This is a genomic window from Polaribacter sp. SA4-10 (assembly GCF_002163835.1).
Taxonomy (GTDB): domain Bacteria; phylum Bacteroidota; class Bacteroidia; order Flavobacteriales; family Flavobacteriaceae; genus Polaribacter.
On record NZ_CP019331.1, the window covers coordinates 468,180 to 484,569 of the forward strand.

The window sequence follows — 16,390 nt, forward strand, 5'->3', positions numbered from 1 at the left end:
AAAAACTCTCGATAAATTCGAGAGTTTTTTATTTTATAACTTATGAATACAGAAAACTACAATATTTTTTTAAATGAAATTTCAGAAAAACCTTTACCAGTAATTGATGTTGAAATTTCTTTTAACAGCTATATTGATATTAGTCTTTCTGAAAGCAATAATGATTTAATGAGTTTCAATACTTCTTCATCGGAAGAATGGGAAAAATACATTACTTCATTTTTAGAAAAGAGCAATGCTGAAATAGCTTTTGGAGGATATTTAGAAAAAAGAAACTTATATGATAGAAGTGATTATTTTAAGAATCAATTAGAAAATGAAAAGCGAAATATTCACTTAGGTATCGATTTATGGTGCAAAGAAAATACTAAAGTTCTTGCGGTTTTAGAGGGTGAAATTCACAGTTTTAAATTCAACAATAATTATGGCGATTATGGTCCAACTATTATTTTAAAACATGAAATCAACAAAATCACTTTTTATACACTTTATGGTCATTTATCTAAAGAATCTATTCAAAATATAAATGTTGGTGATAAAATACTGCAAGGAGACGTTTTAGCTTTTTTAGGTGATTCTTCTGTAAATGGTGATTATGCTCCACACTTACATTTTCAAATTATTAAAGACTTACAAGATAATTGTGGTGATTATCCTGGAGTTTCTTCCTCAGAAAATATAGATTTTTATAAGAATAATTGTCCAAATCCTAATTTACTATTGAAATTATAATTCTTTTAAAAAATGTAATGCTTAAAAGTAAAAATTGGAAAGTGCACTCATTAATTTGGTTGTACTTTTTTTGATATACTACTTTTCTTAAAGTTCTGTTAAACTAAAATTAGGTTGTAACTAATTCTATTTAATGTCGTCTTAAATATGATTAAAATAAATAAAATGACATCAATTAATAAGATTACAAAAGAAGATAAAAATAATAATTCATCAGAAATTATTCAATCCAAAAGACATACTTGGAACACAAGGAGAAAGTATAACTATAAATACGTAACCACTGTATTTTAGTTAGTTAGTTAGTTAGTTAGTTAGTTAGTTAGTTAGTTTTTAATAGTTGATTAGGGTCAAGAGCTTTGCTTTTGACCCTTTTATTCTATTTAATTTTTAACTGGAATTTTATTACGCTCAATTTTTCCAATTTTTAGCGCTTTATAATTCTCATAGCAGTCAAGTACAGCTTCAATCATTTGTAAATCGGAAGCTTTTTTTATAAAATACTCAGAGTAATTACAGTCAGTCAATAACTCAGAAAGTTCTTGTCTATCCATTTCTAAATACTCCATCATTACTTCTCTATCAAATTTACCAGCAAGCATTTTACGTAAATTGTCTTCTTTTTTTAATTTCTGTAATTTTTTAAGTTGTTTTGGTTTTTTTCCAAAGAGATTATATAAAAAATCTACAGGTTGAAATAGTGCAGCAATAGGAGAGGAGAAGTCTTTTCCTTTTGGTTTTCCAACTTCATAAGTTTGAGGTAACCCATTTATATGGATTCTAGTAAATCTATCCTTAGGAACTTGTTTTACGTCAACTTCTAAAACTCCAATAAGTTTCGTAGATCTAATAACAACTTCTTTTATTTCTTCTGGTTTTTCATATAAACCAATTACTAATTCATTTCCTTTTAATAAATCATTAGTAACTTTTAATTTAATAGAAGCATATCCTAAATAAGAAACTAAAATAGTGTCATTTGTTCTTGCTGGAAGCTGAAAAAAACCTCTGTCATTAGTTATTGATCCTTGAACAGAGTTCAAATTCAAAATATGAGCAGCACTTAAAGCACGCTTATTACCTGCATGAATAATTTGCCCTTTTAAATTAGTTACACGTATACTGTCATTCTGAGAAAATGTACTTATAGAAACCACTAATAAGCACAAAGTAAATATAATTCTTTGCATACTGCAATAATAGTAATAATAGTATATAGTATGGTTAAAATTTTGTGAAAGAAGTTGAAAAAAACTATAAAAAGTGCGCGTAACTGGAGTCGAACCAGCACGTTCTTGCGAACACAAACCCCTCAATTATGTAATGCGTTTTTATTAAAACGTATTACTTTGATTTTTAGATATTTATACTTTAATTTTAAAAAATATTATAGAAAAAATAGGTACGAATACAAGTACGAATTTTTAATGCTATTTCTGATTACTTAGCGAAGATAATAAAAATTATTAAAGAATATATTAAAAACAATCTTACACCATTACTGGTAAGCTTTTCAGTAGCAATGATATTAACACATATACTATAAATAATAAGAGATATAATCTTGAAAATTGCATTAATAACAATCAACTAAAAACAGTACTTATGGCAACAAAAAAAAGTATTTTAAATTTCACATAATAAAATGGGATGAAACTGTAAATAAATTATTAAAAAAACATAAAATGACTGTCCAAAGACAATCTTTATCTAGTGCTAGAACAGTGGTTAGAAAAAAATACCCAGTAAAAAACGTATTATTACTTTCCGTAATTTAATAAATTTAAGTTTTTGGATCAAAAAATAGCAAATCAAATAGTGGACTTAAAAGAAAAAGGATTGTTAACCAACCAACCAACCTAAAGAAATTATTATCTCAGTAGAGGGTAGACCAGAAAAAGAAGTTTTTAGTAATTATACAAAAATAAAAAAAGAAATGATAAAAAATTATGATACAGAATGTTTAGTTATCACGTAGCACTTTTATAACCGCTTCTTGCACTTTTGTTTTTAACCATAAAATTAATGTTCTACTTGTTTCAATTAGTCTAACATTATTTTCTGCAAGATATTCTATAATCAAATGATCTGGTATTACAGTGTCATTATATTCTAATTGTTTTGTAATTACTCTTTTATATCCTGGTGTTTCTTCAGGTAAAGTAACTTTTAAAACGACTTCTTATATTACACCAAACTTACCTACATAATCTGCTAAATTCTTTGCAGTGCTTAAATCTGTTTTTAACAGTGCATCACAACTTACATTAAATTTTTCTGATATTAAAATTAGCGTATTATTTTTTGGATTTACTTTACCAGTTACATAGGTTATAATCACACTATATTTAACTCCTATAATTTCACCAAACTTAATGTTATTAAGTATATTCTTATTAATCAAAAATACAACTGCAGCAGCACTGTAACTGCACTGCAATATTACCTGAACACCACTGCAGCAGCACTGCAAATGACTACATGTATTTTTAAAGTGTTTTTTTCTATTACAATATGTCTTCTGTATTTTCCTATAATTATTTGTCTTACAGGATTGTGTTTTTATTTAAAAGGATTATGTTCTTAACTTTATAAATAATATCGTTACATCCCAAAACCCAATTTACTACAAAAGCAATCAAGAATTGGTTTCTTTTCTTATTACACAAGATTCATTTTCTATTGCTTAACATATGACATTCAATTACAAAATAGTTTATTTAAAAAAGAAACCCACATCGTTGATAGGTGGGTAAAAAAATGCTACGTAAAAGTCTACGATTGACTTTAAATGAGTTAAATATACGAATAGTAAACTAATTCTATTTTGTCTTCGAAAACGATTAAATACGCTAATTAATTTCATCATTGAATTACAATTTAAGCACTTCTAATAAAGTTAATTTTATTTAAATCTCTTTTAATCAAAGAAATAGTCAATTTATAAAAAGTAGAGAATAAAATATTACCCACACAAATACCGACATACGAAGTTTTTAAAACGAGAAAATAAACTGATAATCATATGATTAAGATTTTATTTTATTAGACTAAGACGTGTCAACTCTTCTTTGTTAAAATATAGATTAATAATTGCCATTTCTGATAAACTTGCAGACACATCTGTTGGACTTTATAAAAGAACATTAAATTATGTTAGATAAAATAGTTTGGTTAGATGTTGAAGTAGTGAGTTAATTTACGGCCATTAAAATTATCACCAAAACAAGCTGCAGTGCTAACGAATTTAATCTCACTGCAAAATGTATTACCGTTAAATTAATATAACTAACAACACTTAAATATTAAAATTATGCATCAAACCACAAAACACCCCATCATTGCAAACTCCCAAAATTGTTTTATAGAAAACGTCTATTATAGTGAAGAGAAAAGTGTATTTCTTGTGGATTAGAAAAATGACACATTCACTACAGATTTTGTTTTAGTTTTTAGAACTACTGATAAAGACAAGTTTACAGATTTAAAGAAACCCTATTTCTTATAGTTTTAATTAACAGAAAGTACAACAAAGGTTTCTTTAGTTATTGTAAAAGATTTTTACACTGAGTTTAATTATAAAAAAGCACTTGCATATTATGAAACATCACAAAGCGTTGCGAGAACTTAAAAAAACATTGAACAAATAAAGTTTACAATTAAAACATATAAAAAAGTTATTATTTCTTTTGAAAATGAAATAAAATATTTAGAAAGTGCAATGCTGGTTTTAATAGAGGATCAGAAAATTAAACCAGTTGAAAATCCACCAAAACCATAAATTTCAAAAATTAAGCTAATAGGAATTAGCATCATTTATACCGAATATGTTAAAACACTGAAATGACCTTACAAAAATTAAAGGCACTGGTTGATGATTCTTTTTTTTTAGGATGGATAAATTGAAATTGGTAAAAGCTTTTCTAATTCTCATTCCTATAAAATTACAACTACACCACCTAATGATGCTTATAAGAAGCCTAGTAAATATGCTATTAGCAATGTATGGAAAAAAACCTGCGTAAACACTATTTATGTAGGCACAGTATGGATTAAGATTGCACCTACACAATGGTTAACGTTTGATTATTCTATTAACTAAAACTAGACACAATGGCTAAAAAATAAAGAACTGGTTTAGACTATTACAATATAGACACAACTATATTTTTGAATAGGAAAATTAAACGTTTGATAAAAAACTTTAGCGGTAACGGATTCTTAATTTACTCATTCATTTTAACAGAAATTTACAGAGATAAAGGCTACTTTTTAGAGTGGGATAATGACGCTGATTTTGATATTTTTGAGGCCTTAAATATATCTGAAAACTTAGTAAATGAGGTAGTGAATTATAGTTGTTTAATTGGTCTTTTTAACCAAGAATTATGGGAAGAAAAAAACATAATTACTACTAAAAACATACAAGAATTTTGGGCAAAAGTGGCAAAAATCGTAAAAAGAAAAAATCAAGCGGTAATTTCTGACTTTTTAGTAAAAACGTAATATGAACCACTCAAAGCGGAATTTAAACCACTCAAAGCGGAATTTAAAACAGTAGCAGCGGAATTTGAGAAACAAAGTAAAGTAAAGTAAAGTAAAGTAAAGTAAAGTAAAGTAAAGTACCTTACTGAGAGAGATGCACTCACTTTTTTAAAAACCTTTAATTTTGATTTTAATTTATTCGAAATGCAGAATAAAAAAAATGTAAAAAAAACGGAAAATTATATACTTTGAAATTGCATCTGCTTTTCAGTAATTATTTATAAAAAATTTAAAAGAAAAATTTGCGCCTTTTAAAACACAAGAAAATGCAAAATATAAAAATTATGTAACACCAATTCGGTTGATAATGCAAAATGAAAATATTACCCAAAATCAAATTACAAAAGTGTTTAATTATCAGAATTCAAGCAAATGCGAAAATGCTAGTTTTTCTTGGAAAACAAATATTCTTTCAACTTCAAAATTAAGAGAAAAATTTACCCAACTTTTATTAAAATCACAGTCAAAAAATGGAAATTCAACCCAAGAAATAAAAACTAACGCAGAAATCGCAAGAGATGTTTAAGTCAGATACAGCAAAATACTTTGTTTTTAAGTAGAAGTATTGTAAATGGAAACACCAATATAGCCATGTTAGAAGGAGGATTAACCCTGCAAAATACTTTTTCTAAATGCACCATGAGATCTGTTTTTAAAGGCGAATTAGGTCAAGTTAGGTTAGGTTCCCTGTAGTCAAAATTTTAATTGTAAGATACATGAACTCTTTTGGGTTTAGTATAATAATAACTAAGGATTGGTTTTAAGTATCTTTAATTGATACTTTGGGTTGTTTTTAACACTGTATACATCGGTGTGTTGTATTGTTTCTTAAAACGGTTAAAAAGAGGTAGGTTTAAATAAGCAAGCATGGGTAGGTGAATCAAATTTAATTCTTGGTAAATGGTATCCAATACACCCAACTAAAAAACCTGAATTAAGAGAGAAAAATCACAATGATTTTAAAGAAAACTCTAAAACTAAAAATAATATATCCATGGAAGATTTAGAAATTTTTTACAGAAAAATCATAAAAGATACAATAAATACATGGAACAAAAACGAGGAGTTAAAAAATCATGTGACTATGCTAAAATTAAAAAGAAGAACGATTAAATGAATTTAGAAAATGAAATAAAACAACTAGAAAACAGGTGTTTATTTGCACACAAATCTAAAAGATACTTTAAAATAAATAGCGGTCGCTGGAAAGCGAGATAAAAAATGAAAAATCAAAACTTGAACACGAAAAAGCATTCGGTTTTGGATCCTAAAATAAACATTAGAAACCCTAAAAATTAAATGATAATCACCAATATAAAACAAGAGAAAGCTGCTTTGATTATAGTTGGCAATAGAAAGCTGTGAAACCTTTTATTTCTGTGTTCTTTTACAATTTGTAAACATAATGAAAGGGATGAAGAGAAATTTACGAGCGAATTGTAAACAAGGGTAAGAGCAAGAAATTAGCATTGATAGTAGTTTCTAATAAACTATTAAAACAGGTTTTTGCTATCGCCAAATCAGGGCACCCTTATGATTCAACTTTTGTATCGGTATTTGTGGTTAAATAGTAAATAAAATCTAAAAAAAAATTAACAAAAAAAGCTTAATTATAAAATTAAGTCTAGAATAATAGTGTACAAAATTAATGAAGAAAAGCGTTGTTTTTTAGCTCAGTTCTTTGTTGGTAGTAGTATTTATTTATAGTTTATTTTTCCTCCTTTAAATGTCAATCCAATTAAATTCAATCCAAAATTTTCTAAGACATAATTTTGTAGTTGATTTCGGCTTTGTGTTTTTATAACTATTGGTCTTGTTTCTCTATGGCTTTCGGTTATTGGAAAGTATAAAAAAGCAACATTTCCATATTCAAAAAACAGGCATACTGCAGGTCTCTGAACTTGATCAGAGATTAAATTTGATACTATAAAAGCTCCATCTTCATTTGTTTCATTTCCAATTTGTGTCCATTCGTTTGCTGATATTGTTATTGGTTTTAAACTTCCTGCAAATGAAATTGAATCTTCATAAATAAAAGAAGAATATTTCTCTGTAAAATGGCATCCAATTACAAAGTCTCCAATGGTAGGGATTTTAGTGTTTTCTAACATTTGTTGAAAAGCCCTACTAGTTTTTTCCATTAAATCACTAATGTCAGACTCGACAAAAAAACTTTGAAATTCCGAGAATGCATTTTGGTTTCCAATCCAGAATGAATTTCCTTCTTCACATTTTTTCTGGTCTATTTTGAATAATCTTGGATTAAAATCTTTATCAACTAGAGCAAGGATAAATTCAGAATCATCATTTTTTCTAATTAATTCTTCTTGAAGGTATTCAGGTATTTTATTAGGTTGTTTCTTAAAAAGGCTTTGAATTATCTCCTCGCAAATAGCAACAGTTCCTGCAAATGCGATAGACATTCTTCTCTGTAAAATATGAACTTTTAAACTACCTTCTTCAGGTGCTAGTCTTAATTTTTGTTCTCCAAAAACTGTTGAATCGTCACTTTCGATTGATACTTTTGTGTCTGAAAAAAAGAAACATTCCTTGTTCTGTATTTTTGCAATGATTATGGACAATTCGTTCTGTTTTTTATTACTGCCAACGTTGTTCTTTACTTTACCTCATCAATAAAGTAGTTATTATATTTACTAAGAAACAAGAGGAGAACTAAAACGTTGTTTTGAATATCAGTTCCTTTACACGTATCAGTCCTCTTGTTCTTCTTAGGTTGCTTTAGGACCATTTGGAATACCAGGAATTACTTTCTATTAAAGGTGATAGTCATTGCAACATTTATTAACAATTTCTTATTTACAAGAAATAATATTTAAAAATATGAAAAATTATTCAGATGTTATTGGTATTGATGTATCTAAATTAACCTTAGATGCACATATTCACAACAGAGTGGTACACCGCGTATTTTCAAATACGCCTAAAGGGTACAAAGCACTTTTGTCTTGGACAGAAACGTACTTAAAAGAACAGGTTTATTTTTTCTGTTTTGAGAATACAGGACATTACTCTACAAACCTTAGTGTTTATCTGTCAGAAAATGATTTAGATTACTTTGAAGAAAGCCCATTAGCAATTAACCGCTCGTCAGGTGTTGTTAGAGGAAAAACAGATAAGCTTGATTCAGCTATGATTGCTAGATATGCTTGGCTTTACAAAGAAGAACTTGTTTTAAGCAGTCCAAAAGAACAAGATATTCAAGAATTAGGACGCCTGTTATCCTTTAGAGATCAGTTGGTAAGAGACCGCACGGGTAAAATGAGTAGTCTCAAAGAAATGCAAACCTTGCTTAGCAGTCCATCAACTGATGATTGCTGTAACATTATCAAAAAAACCATTCATTATCTTACAAAACAAATTATAGCATTAGAGAACCATATAAAAAACCTAATGAGTAAGGATGAATCATTACAAAAGAATTATGAGCTTTTAAATACCTTAAAAGGCGTTGGATTAGTGCTTTCTTGTCAGCTGTTATATCACACGAGTAACTTTAAACGATTTGATAGTTGGCGTCAGTTTTCAAGTTATTGTGGTGTAGCTCCTTTTGAGCACAGTTCTGGAACTAGCATACATCGAAAAAATAGAATTCATCACATAGGAGATAGGAAGATGAAAACACTGTTAACACTAGCCAGTGTTAGTGCGATACAATGCGACCAAGAATTAAAACAATATTATAATAAAAAAGTTTCAGAAGGAAAACCAAAAATGGTTGCTATCAATAATGTTAGAAATAAGATTTTATCAAGAGCTTTTGCAGTAGTAAAAAGAGGAACTCCTTATGTCGTATTACAAAAATTTGTAGCTTAAAAAAAATATTTTATTTAATTAGTATTTGACCTTGGAATACGTATATGGTTTGTTGCGTGTTTTAAGCACCTAATTTAGCAAGTACAAACCAAATAGAAAATCCGCGAGGATTTTCGTAAGTAGGCTAGAACTAGCAATAAATTATATACGGTGTTGTACGCAGGCTTTTATTCATTCTTTATTTTTATAAATCTAATTTCATTCGAGTCGTAAAGATTAAATATTATTTTTTCGTTTCCATTTCCTCCAAATTGTGAAGCATATTCAATTAAATTTCCATTCTCGTGATAAAATTCAAATTGTCCATCAATTCCTCCAGTTTTCCAAGTTCCGCTTTTTGCAATTCCAACATTTTCTTTTCCATTAAATTTATAAGTTCCGTCCGCAAATAAATTCAATTCAGAGTTAGTTTTTTCTTTTCCTTTTTCAACAGTTTGAATTTCATAAGTTCCAGAAAATTCCTCCATTTCACTTTTATTAAAAGAAGGAACTGCTATTAAATACCAAAATGCAATTAAACCAAAACACATTATTGGAACTGTTCCAATTCCGAATGCAATTTTTTTCAGTTTTTGAGATTTCTTAAATATTCCAAATAATAATACAATCAGAGAAATTAACAGAAATATTCCACCAATAAAAATTAATAATATGAATAGTAAACTTTCCAGCATAATGTTTTTTTAGCTTGCGTACAACGGTTAGTATATGAAGCGCAGCCTGCCGATAGGCGGCTATGATTTCATATACAGTGTTGTACGCTGGCTATTTTTTTTTGCTATTCTCTTGATTAGTTTTAGAGGGTTAATTGCTTTTTAGTTTTTCGGCTACTTCATCATAGTATTCCTGTGTTACTACTTCAGTCCAAGTAGTTGGTTGTCCACCGCCATATAAAGCCAAATATGTTACATCACTAAGCTTTGAGGAGGAATGCCAATGTTCCGTATCTTTCTCACATTTAATTAGATCTCCTTCTTTCAAAATTACAGGCTCATTTCCTCTCTCCTGATAATAGGCTTCTCCATCTACAATTATCAAGACTTGCGCTGTTCCATGTTTATGCCAATCCAAGGTTGAGTTTGCTTTAAAAGTTGCCTTTGTAATGTTATAGCCCAACTCCTCATCATCGTGAATAATAGCATTCAACCAAGCTTCTCCAATATAATGTGTATTTGGTGCTTTTGTTCCCTCCGTTAGATATGAGGATACCTTGTAATCTGAGTTTTGGGAAAATACAGATACAGAGGTTAAAATTAATAAGAGGGAAATTGATTTTTTCATTTTCTTGAGGTTCATATATTTCTTGTTTGTTCCGATTTTAATGCTTGCGTACAACGTATTTGTGTATGATTAGTGGCGTGTTTAAGCACCTAATTTAGTAAATAATTACCGAATAGAAAATCCGCGAGGATTTTCGTAAGCAAGCTAAAACGAGCCATTAATTATACACGGTGTTGTGCTTTCGTTATTTATATTTATGTAATTCTGATTCAATGAGCATTATTAACTCTTTAATCTCTTTGTCTAAATTTTCTCTATAGTTCAATACGTCCTGTGTCATATTCAATTTTATTCCTAAAAGATTTCTTATTCGTTGATTATTAATTATTTGCTCGTAGTTATTTTGCTTTTCATTTGTAATGTTTATTGTTGGTATGGAAGATTTGATAAGAGGAATAAAGTTGATTTCATTTTCAGATACATCATCTATGCGAATCTGTTGAACATGTAATCTGTCATCTAGAAAACCCTTTAATTTATTTAAATTCACCTCTAAACTTGTGAATTTTTCTTTTATTTTTTGATTCTTTATAAGGCCTAATTTATTACTGTTTTTAAGGTCTGCATAGGTGTTTATAACAGGTATATTATTTTCTAAACTCCAAAATGCATCTTTGAAAATGTTATCCGAAATAGAATTCTTATCAGTAATTGTATCTATTCCTAGAACTAATAATAGAACAGCTTTAGAATCCTTTTCAGTGGAAACTAAAGATTCTGATTGTTTTTTGGCTAGAATTAAATTTTTATCTAAACTTTGAAGTATTGCTATTTCTTCATTGCTGTTTTTTCGGTTCTCATTCCAATTGTTTATTGAAAGCGCAATCAAAATTCCGATTACCACAAGAATAATTTCTCCAATAGCATATTTAAAGTACGTTCCAGTTTTATTTTCCATAAGCATATTTTGGCGAATTTTTCTAAAGAATTTTATCATTGGTTAGCGGTTTGTCATAATGAAGCACAACGTTCCGTGTATGGTGTCGTAGCATCCCGCAGGGTGCTATGCACTATACACATTGTTGTATGCCGTTTTTATTTTATTCATTTCGTTTATAGTGTTGGCGAGAAAGCTCTTTGCAACCGCAGGAACGAGGATTGCAATGTGCTTGACCACTGTTCAGGCATTATTTTCTATTTGCATCCTTAATTAAATCAAAGATTCTTTCCAATTCCATATTTACATGCTGTTCATAGGGTTTATGAAATAGTTTTTCCCCTTTGTTTTTTATATGTTCTTCAAAGTAATCTAAAGTCTTTTTGTCTGAATCTACCATAATTGAGTGGCGATTTTCTTCAATACAAACTCTTGCTGTTGTACCTGAACCAGCAAAAAAGTCAAGCACGGTTGATCCCTCGTACGATAAACTTCTTACGAATCGTCTTATTATTTCAAGAGGCTTTTGAGTTGGGTGGCCTACACGTTCCTTTGAATTGCCATTTAAACGACCTATTTCCCATACGTTCGTTGGGTTTTTGCCTTTATTTATATTCTCTGGTATAAGTCTTTTGTCTCTGAGTGCAGCTTTTTTCTGTTCAGGTGAATATTGCACGCGAACTGAATCTAAATCGAAATAGTATTTTTTTGTTTTGGTTAGCCAAACAGCCTCTTCATGTCTATTTGCAAAGAAGCGATGGGCACTCATGCCGTTCTTATAATACCAAATAATCAAATTCGTAAACCTTAAATCGGTATTATGCCTAGTGTAATGTAAAATCTCAAGTAGGTCACCTTTCTTCAAATCCTGATACTGAAAGCCTCCAAAGATGACGCAATTTCCTGATGGTGATAATACCCTGTAGACTTGATCTAACCATTGCCTCGCCCATTGCAAATAATTATCAAAAGTATCCCATGTTGCTAAATCCAAATTGTAAGGAGGGTCAACCAGAATTAATTGAATAGAATTATCAGGAATCCTTTCTAAAATGCTAACTGCATCTTCAATGAAAAATGCATGAATTGTCTTTTGAACATCAATGTTGTCAATATCTGCACTATGTTTTTTACCTTCTTTATTCTGCTTATTGAGGGCTTTTAGTCCGCTATTAAAATGTGATTTATTTGGCATACATAGTCTATTGAGTTTTGTTCTTATTGTTAGATTTAGATGACATTTGATGCGGTGTTAAGCTGTTTTTTTTGACTCAGACTTTACTTTTCTTTTTATCAATATTCTAAAATATGGACATTTCCCATTTATTGACAAATCTTTGTCGTTATCTCCTTTTCTAAACTTAATTAAGTCAAATTGCTCAGGGTTGTATTTATGTAAAAATGTTATTGGAACACCAATATATCCCATATAGTCTTTAGGTATATCCTTGGTTTTATTGACATTAATTCCATTATAGTTATCATATTGAGGGTATTCAGATTCATTACCGTAGTACTCTTTTTTAAGATTAATATCTTCATGACGATAAGAAGTATCTAAATTTGTTAGCCAGAGACAATTGTTTGGAGATACAATCCTATTCCCGAATTCATCAATTCTCGCTTCAGTGCCGTATAGTTCATAGTGTTCAGGAACAATAAAACCTGAAACTCCTCTCCCTAGATTTATGCCTAACCAAGCACTGTCGGCCTGTATTAGTTTGAAAACTTCTTTGTAGGTAATCGCGTTAACATTACCTATGATAAGGAATTTCTTTTTATAGCTTACTAATTGTGCTAAATACTCTCTAAATAATGAGAAAGGAGGGTTCGTAACAATGATGTCAGACTGTTTTAATAATTCTATACTTTCATCATTTCTGAAATCACCATCCCCATTAAAGTAAACAATGTCAGATAAAGTGGGTTTACATTTTTCATCTAAATGGCCATTATACTCATAGTAATATCCACTCTCCTTGTCAATTGAGTTTATAGAATTTTCTATTGGTTCCTTGTAACAAGCTGCTATCAATTTTTTAAGACCCAGCTCCTCGAAGTTTGATGCAAAATAGTTGAAGAAATTACTAATAAGAGGATCATCGCAGTTACAAAAAACCACTTTATTTCTAAAATGTATTTTGTAGTGTTCTAATTCACTTTCAATATCACAAAGTTGTGTGTAAAACTCATCACTTTTGGATTTTTTCGCTTTCTGCAATAGTTTATTTGTTGCATTTCTTGCCATACTTGATTCCTTTTTTTTGACCTAAAAATATAAATGCTAATTTTTCTTAGTCAATTGATTAAATAATTCGCTTCCTAATATTTGAAGAGATGTTTTAGAAATGTCTAACATTATGTCAAACATGTTTTGACTGTCCCATTTCTCTCCGTCACCTTGTGTATATATGGAGGTGGCTTGAAGCATAATTGTTTTGTCTTTAGGTTTAATGAATTTGTTGGTGCACAGATTGGTATTAATTGGCATTCCATAATTAGCCGATGTCAATCTATCCAATCTATTAAGCATTCCTGAGTTGTATACAAGTTGCACAACTCTACCATCAGGTCTCGTTATGGATAAAGTTTCTGTTAGAAAGTTTGAACCCTCTAGAAACAAAACATAAGGAAAATGAGATTCTGACAGCATGAAATTAGCAATTTCAGATATATTTTTATGCGATCTTTCAATAGCATTTCCAGCTGCCATTAAATCCTGATTGTTTTTCGTACCAACAAGCTTACCCTGTTTGATATTTTCAATGTCTTTGCCTTGATGTTTAGCTTCAGATACCAATACGATTCTCTTATCTCCGTTATCGTCTTTAACCTCGATAATTCCTCCATCAGGTCTAATACTTGAATTTGTGACAAAAAGTGTTTGTCCTAATTCGGCATGAGCTTTCTGTAATGCTACATTGATTTCTTCTTTAGAAATACTTGTCCTGTGACTAAATGATAGTTGAGGATATTCCTTTTGGAGGTGTTCAATTACAAGCAGAGATATGCTTCCTACAGTTAGATCATGTGATTTTGCGTTTTCCCCAAAAATCCCTACTACACCTTGGGACTCTTTATGTTGATTAGTCAAACGTTTAGATTGATTCTTTTTTGCCATTTTTTTTCTCTTTATTAGATATTATCAATTCTTTCACGTCTATGTCCAAGATTTCAGCAATACTCATTAGTATTTCTAGTCTAGGTTGTTGTCTGTTCTGCACATAAGCATTTACCATATTGTAGCTTTTTCCCAATTTCTCGGCAAGCCAAATTTGTTTAATGCCTTTTTCCTCCAACACTTCCTTAATTCTGTTCATTTTCAGACGTTGTTTATTCAGCCACCAAGATAGCTATTATTCATTTTATATCTCAAAAAACTGTGGGTTTTATTCTCGTATTTATGTGTGGGTGGCGGTGGGGAGGTGAAAGCTCTTTTGGTGCTGAGGCACGAAGCGACAAATGTGCTTGAACGTGCGGTGGGCTTTTCTTTTTTTCAATGGCATACAACGATTAGTATAAGAATAGTAGCCTTAAATAGCAGTTATTTTGGGCATTGAAATAAATTAATTAACCGATAATAGCCTTAAAACAAGCACAACACAGGCTATTGTTTTTATATAGTGTTGTGTTTAGTACTTATGGCAAACGATGTTTCAAATATTTCCGAAAATTACTACAATATAGATGATTTATTAAAAAAAATCCCTCAATTCGTAAGTGATTTAGAAAACATAAAGTCAAATCATGAATTACTTAATAACGAAGAAAAAAATAGTATAATTCCTTTTATTTCTTCTTGGGTGTCATATACTCGTTCATTGTTAGAGGATAAAGTTGTTTTTCAGGAGCATAATTAGTTTTTTTATATTCATCTATAATTGACTTATCAATTACGTTTAAAAAGTCTTGAATAATGTCTTTATAAATAATTATATCTGATAATTCTTTTTCAAGATAACCACCATCTTTCATTTGAATAAATTCTTTAACTCTAACTAAATAACCTAAATTAATTAAATGTAAATATGATTTTAAATACTCTAAATTATAACCATATCTAAGAAATTTTTCAGCAAGATGTTTCTTTGAACACGCCTCTTGATTGTTAATTATTTTATCTGTGAGAACACCTTTTTTAATCTTATTTTTTCGTTCTTTTTCCTTTTCGGTATAATAATTTTCTTTCTGAATGTTAATTATATTTAACGCTTCTTTTAATAATTCATTATTTACTTTTTTCCCTTCAAAATGTTTTAATAATTCATATTGAAGTTTTGAATTTAATTCAGAATAATCTAATTCCCATTCATTTTTTAATTTATACTTTTCTTCTGTTTTCATATTTTTTATTTATGTTTAAAAAATTTATTTCTTGGTTAAATTATTTTTTTGAAGAGGAATTATTCCCTCTTTTATTTCTTTCATTTGTGTTTTTAAGCTATCTATGTTTATTTCTATATTGTTTAATTCCTTTTTATATTCTATTTTTTGGATTTTAGGATTGCTATATGTTAATGCTAAGAAAGCTATAATTAGAGAAGCAACAGGAATAAATATTTGAGCCAAATCCTTAATTCCTACAATAATTGATTTACTGTAAAAATTAAAATATTTTCTATTAGAGTAAGATAAAATTCCTTTTGCTGTGATGGTTAAAATGTTATCTGCCTTTTCAACTGACTGTTTTATTTCTAATTCTTTTTCAAGTTGTATGTAAATAATATCTAACTCAGTTTTATTCCATTTTAATTTTTCACATATTTCATCAAAAGACATATAAGGATTAGTAAATCCTTTTTGCTTTTGCCAATATTCAATATTTCTTAATGCTAAATACTTTAAAAGTCTATGTCTCTTGTAGCTTATATTTAGTAACCAAAATAAGTTTTTCATATTTCATTCAATTTCCTTTTTCACTCATTCCTTCTTCTTACTTAGTTACTTCGTCTTGTATTAAACACAACGTGTTTCTTTAGTTTGTATTAAATATCTTTAGATAGAAAAAGAGGAGAACTATAACGTGTTTTAGATTTGAAGCTCCAGTACACGTACGAGTCCTCTCTTTCTATAAAGTTGCCAAGAACCATTTGGAATACCAGGAGTTAAATCTCCCGATAA

Annotated in this window: 17 protein-coding genes and 1 pseudogene; 6 read left to right on the forward strand and 12 right to left on the reverse strand. The window is 29.2% G+C overall.

Annotated features, from left to right (window positions below):
• The first annotated feature begins 42 nt into the window (after positions 1-42).
• Positions 43-732 (forward strand): peptidoglycan DD-metalloendopeptidase family protein, encoded by a 690-nt coding sequence (locus tag BTO04_RS02075; RefSeq protein WP_087562918.1) that lies wholly within the window; start codon positions 43-45, stop codon positions 730-732.
• A 165-nt stretch (positions 733-897) separates the two neighbouring features.
• Positions 898-1,026, forward strand: coding sequence for a hypothetical protein (locus BTO04_RS15620; protein WP_302849205.1), 129 nt, complete (start codon positions 898-900; stop codon positions 1,024-1,026).
• Positions 1,027-1,115: 89 nt separating this feature from the next.
• Here the strand turns inward: BTO04_RS15620 and BTO04_RS02080 are convergent, their stop codons facing one another.
• Entirely contained in the window at positions 1,116-1,922 is an 807-nt protein-coding gene (locus tag BTO04_RS02080; protein ID WP_087562919.1) for a carboxypeptidase-like regulatory domain-containing protein, read from the reverse strand.
• A 992-nt stretch (positions 1,923-2,914) separates the two neighbouring features.
• Positions 2,915-3,136 carry a helix-turn-helix transcriptional regulator gene (locus BTO04_RS02085; protein ID WP_157662406.1) on the reverse strand — a complete coding sequence of 74 codons (222 nt, stop codon included), beginning with the start codon at positions 3,134-3,136 and terminating at the stop codon, positions 2,915-2,917.
• A 1,748-nt stretch (positions 3,137-4,884) separates the two neighbouring features.
• Between BTO04_RS02085 and BTO04_RS02090 the strand changes: the two genes are divergently transcribed.
• The 3 genes and pseudogenes from BTO04_RS02090 to BTO04_RS15450 all read left to right on the forward strand — a co-directional run.
• Entirely contained in the window at positions 4,885-5,238 is a 354-nt protein-coding gene (locus tag BTO04_RS02090; protein ID WP_087562921.1) for a DUF4373 domain-containing protein, read from the forward strand.
• Between the two features lie 346 nt (positions 5,239-5,584).
• Positions 5,585-5,803: a hypothetical protein gene (locus tag BTO04_RS02095; RefSeq protein ID WP_087562922.1), complete on the forward strand. Its 219-nt coding sequence runs from the start codon at positions 5,585-5,587 to the stop codon at positions 5,801-5,803.
• A 794-nt stretch (positions 5,804-6,597) separates the two neighbouring features.
• Positions 6,598-6,848: pseudogene (locus BTO04_RS15450) on the forward strand (IS110 family transposase); the annotation flags it as partial.
• Positions 6,849-6,974: 126 nt separating this feature from the next.
• Here the strand turns inward: BTO04_RS15450 and BTO04_RS02105 are convergent.
• The gene (locus tag BTO04_RS02105; protein ID WP_087562923.1) at positions 6,975-7,859 is read right to left on the reverse strand and encodes a hypothetical protein; all 885 of its coding nucleotides are present in this window, start codon (positions 7,857-7,859) and stop codon (positions 6,975-6,977) included.
• A gap of 259 nt (positions 7,860-8,118) precedes the next feature.
• On the opposite strand from BTO04_RS02105, the gene BTO04_RS02110 reads away from it, so the two are divergent.
• Positions 8,119-9,111 carry an IS110 family transposase gene (locus BTO04_RS02110; protein ID WP_087562924.1) on the forward strand — a complete coding sequence of 331 codons (993 nt, stop codon included), beginning with the start codon at positions 8,119-8,121 and terminating at the stop codon, positions 9,109-9,111.
• Between the two features lie 167 nt (positions 9,112-9,278).
• Here BTO04_RS02110 and BTO04_RS02115 read toward each other — a convergent pair whose 3' ends face one another.
• From BTO04_RS02115 to BTO04_RS02155, 9 genes are all read right to left on the reverse strand, one after another.
• Positions 9,279-9,785: a hypothetical protein gene (locus tag BTO04_RS02115; protein WP_087562925.1), complete on the reverse strand. Its 507-nt coding sequence runs from the start codon at positions 9,783-9,785 to the stop codon at positions 9,279-9,281.
• A 130-nt stretch (positions 9,786-9,915) separates the two neighbouring features.
• Positions 9,916-10,392: a cupin domain-containing protein gene (locus BTO04_RS02120; RefSeq protein ID WP_087565300.1), complete on the reverse strand. Its 477-nt coding sequence runs from the start codon at positions 10,390-10,392 to the stop codon at positions 9,916-9,918.
• A gap of 184 nt (positions 10,393-10,576) precedes the next feature.
• Complete coding sequence (locus tag BTO04_RS15295; RefSeq protein WP_198342095.1) at positions 10,577-11,290, reverse strand: DUF6090 family protein; 714 nt, start codon at positions 11,288-11,290, stop codon at positions 10,577-10,579.
• A gap of 229 nt (positions 11,291-11,519) precedes the next feature.
• Entirely contained in the window at positions 11,520-12,464 is a 945-nt protein-coding gene (locus tag BTO04_RS02130) for a site-specific DNA-methyltransferase (protein WP_087562926.1), read from the reverse strand.
• A gap of 57 nt (positions 12,465-12,521) precedes the next feature.
• Positions 12,522-13,517 (reverse strand): adenine-specific methyltransferase EcoRI family protein, encoded by a 996-nt coding sequence (locus BTO04_RS02135; protein WP_087562927.1) that lies wholly within the window; start codon positions 13,515-13,517, stop codon positions 12,522-12,524.
• Between the two features lie 36 nt (positions 13,518-13,553).
• A complete protein-coding gene (locus BTO04_RS02140) occupies positions 13,554-14,390 on the reverse strand; it encodes an EcoRI family type II restriction endonuclease (protein ID WP_087562928.1) in 837 nt (278 codons plus the stop codon).
• Positions 14,368-14,589, reverse strand: a complete 222-nt coding sequence (locus BTO04_RS02145) for a helix-turn-helix domain-containing protein (RefSeq protein ID WP_087562929.1) — start codon at positions 14,587-14,589, stop codon at positions 14,368-14,370. The genes BTO04_RS02140 and BTO04_RS02145 overlap by 23 nt, the downstream gene beginning before the upstream one ends.
• A gap of 469 nt (positions 14,590-15,058) precedes the next feature.
• Positions 15,059-15,613, reverse strand: coding sequence for a hypothetical protein (locus BTO04_RS02150; RefSeq protein ID WP_087562930.1), 555 nt, complete (start codon positions 15,611-15,613; stop codon positions 15,059-15,061).
• Between the two features lie 24 nt (positions 15,614-15,637).
• The gene (locus BTO04_RS02155; RefSeq protein WP_087562931.1) at positions 15,638-16,165 is read right to left on the reverse strand and encodes a hypothetical protein; all 528 of its coding nucleotides are present in this window, start codon (positions 16,163-16,165) and stop codon (positions 15,638-15,640) included.
• Between the last annotated feature and the right edge of the window lie 225 nt (positions 16,166-16,390).

Bases quoted from the DNA above. Each gene is read 5' to 3' on its own strand.
- BTO04_RS02075 (WP_087562918.1), top strand. From the start codon at position 43: ATGAATACAGAAAACTACAATATTTTTTTAAATGAAATTTCAGAAAAA.
- BTO04_RS15620 (WP_302849205.1), top strand. From the start codon at position 898: ATGACATCAATTAATAAGATTACAAAAGAAGATAAAAATAATAATTCA.
- BTO04_RS02080 (WP_087562919.1), bottom strand. From the start codon at position 1,922: ATGCAAAGAATTATATTTACTTTGTGCTTATTAGTGGTTTCTATAAGT.
- BTO04_RS02095 (WP_087562922.1), top strand. From the start codon at position 5,585: ATGCAAAATGAAAATATTACCCAAAATCAAATTACAAAAGTGTTTAAT.
- BTO04_RS02110 (WP_087562924.1), top strand. From the start codon at position 8,119: ATGAAAAATTATTCAGATGTTATTGGTATTGATGTATCTAAATTAACC.
- BTO04_RS02115 (WP_087562925.1), bottom strand. From the start codon at position 9,785: ATGCTGGAAAGTTTACTATTCATATTATTAATTTTTATTGGTGGAATA.
- BTO04_RS02120 (WP_087565300.1), bottom strand. From the start codon at position 10,392: ATGAAAAAATCAATTTCCCTCTTATTAATTTTAACCTCTGTATCTGTA.
- BTO04_RS15295 (WP_198342095.1), bottom strand. From the start codon at position 11,290: ATGGAAAATAAAACTGGAACGTACTTTAAATATGCTATTGGAGAAATT.
- BTO04_RS02130 (WP_087562926.1), bottom strand. From the start codon at position 12,464: ATGCCAAATAAATCACATTTTAATAGCGGACTAAAAGCCCTCAATAAG.
- BTO04_RS02135 (WP_087562927.1), bottom strand. From the start codon at position 13,517: ATGGCAAGAAATGCAACAAATAAACTATTGCAGAAAGCGAAAAAATCC.
- BTO04_RS02140 (WP_087562928.1), bottom strand. From the start codon at position 14,390: ATGGCAAAAAAGAATCAATCTAAACGTTTGACTAATCAACATAAAGAG.
- BTO04_RS02145 (WP_087562929.1), bottom strand. From the start codon at position 14,589: ATGAACAGAATTAAGGAAGTGTTGGAGGAAAAAGGCATTAAACAAATT.
- BTO04_RS02150 (WP_087562930.1), bottom strand. From the start codon at position 15,613: ATGAAAACAGAAGAAAAGTATAAATTAAAAAATGAATGGGAATTAGAT.
- BTO04_RS02155 (WP_087562931.1), bottom strand. From the start codon at position 16,165: ATGAAAAACTTATTTTGGTTACTAAATATAAGCTACAAGAGACATAGA.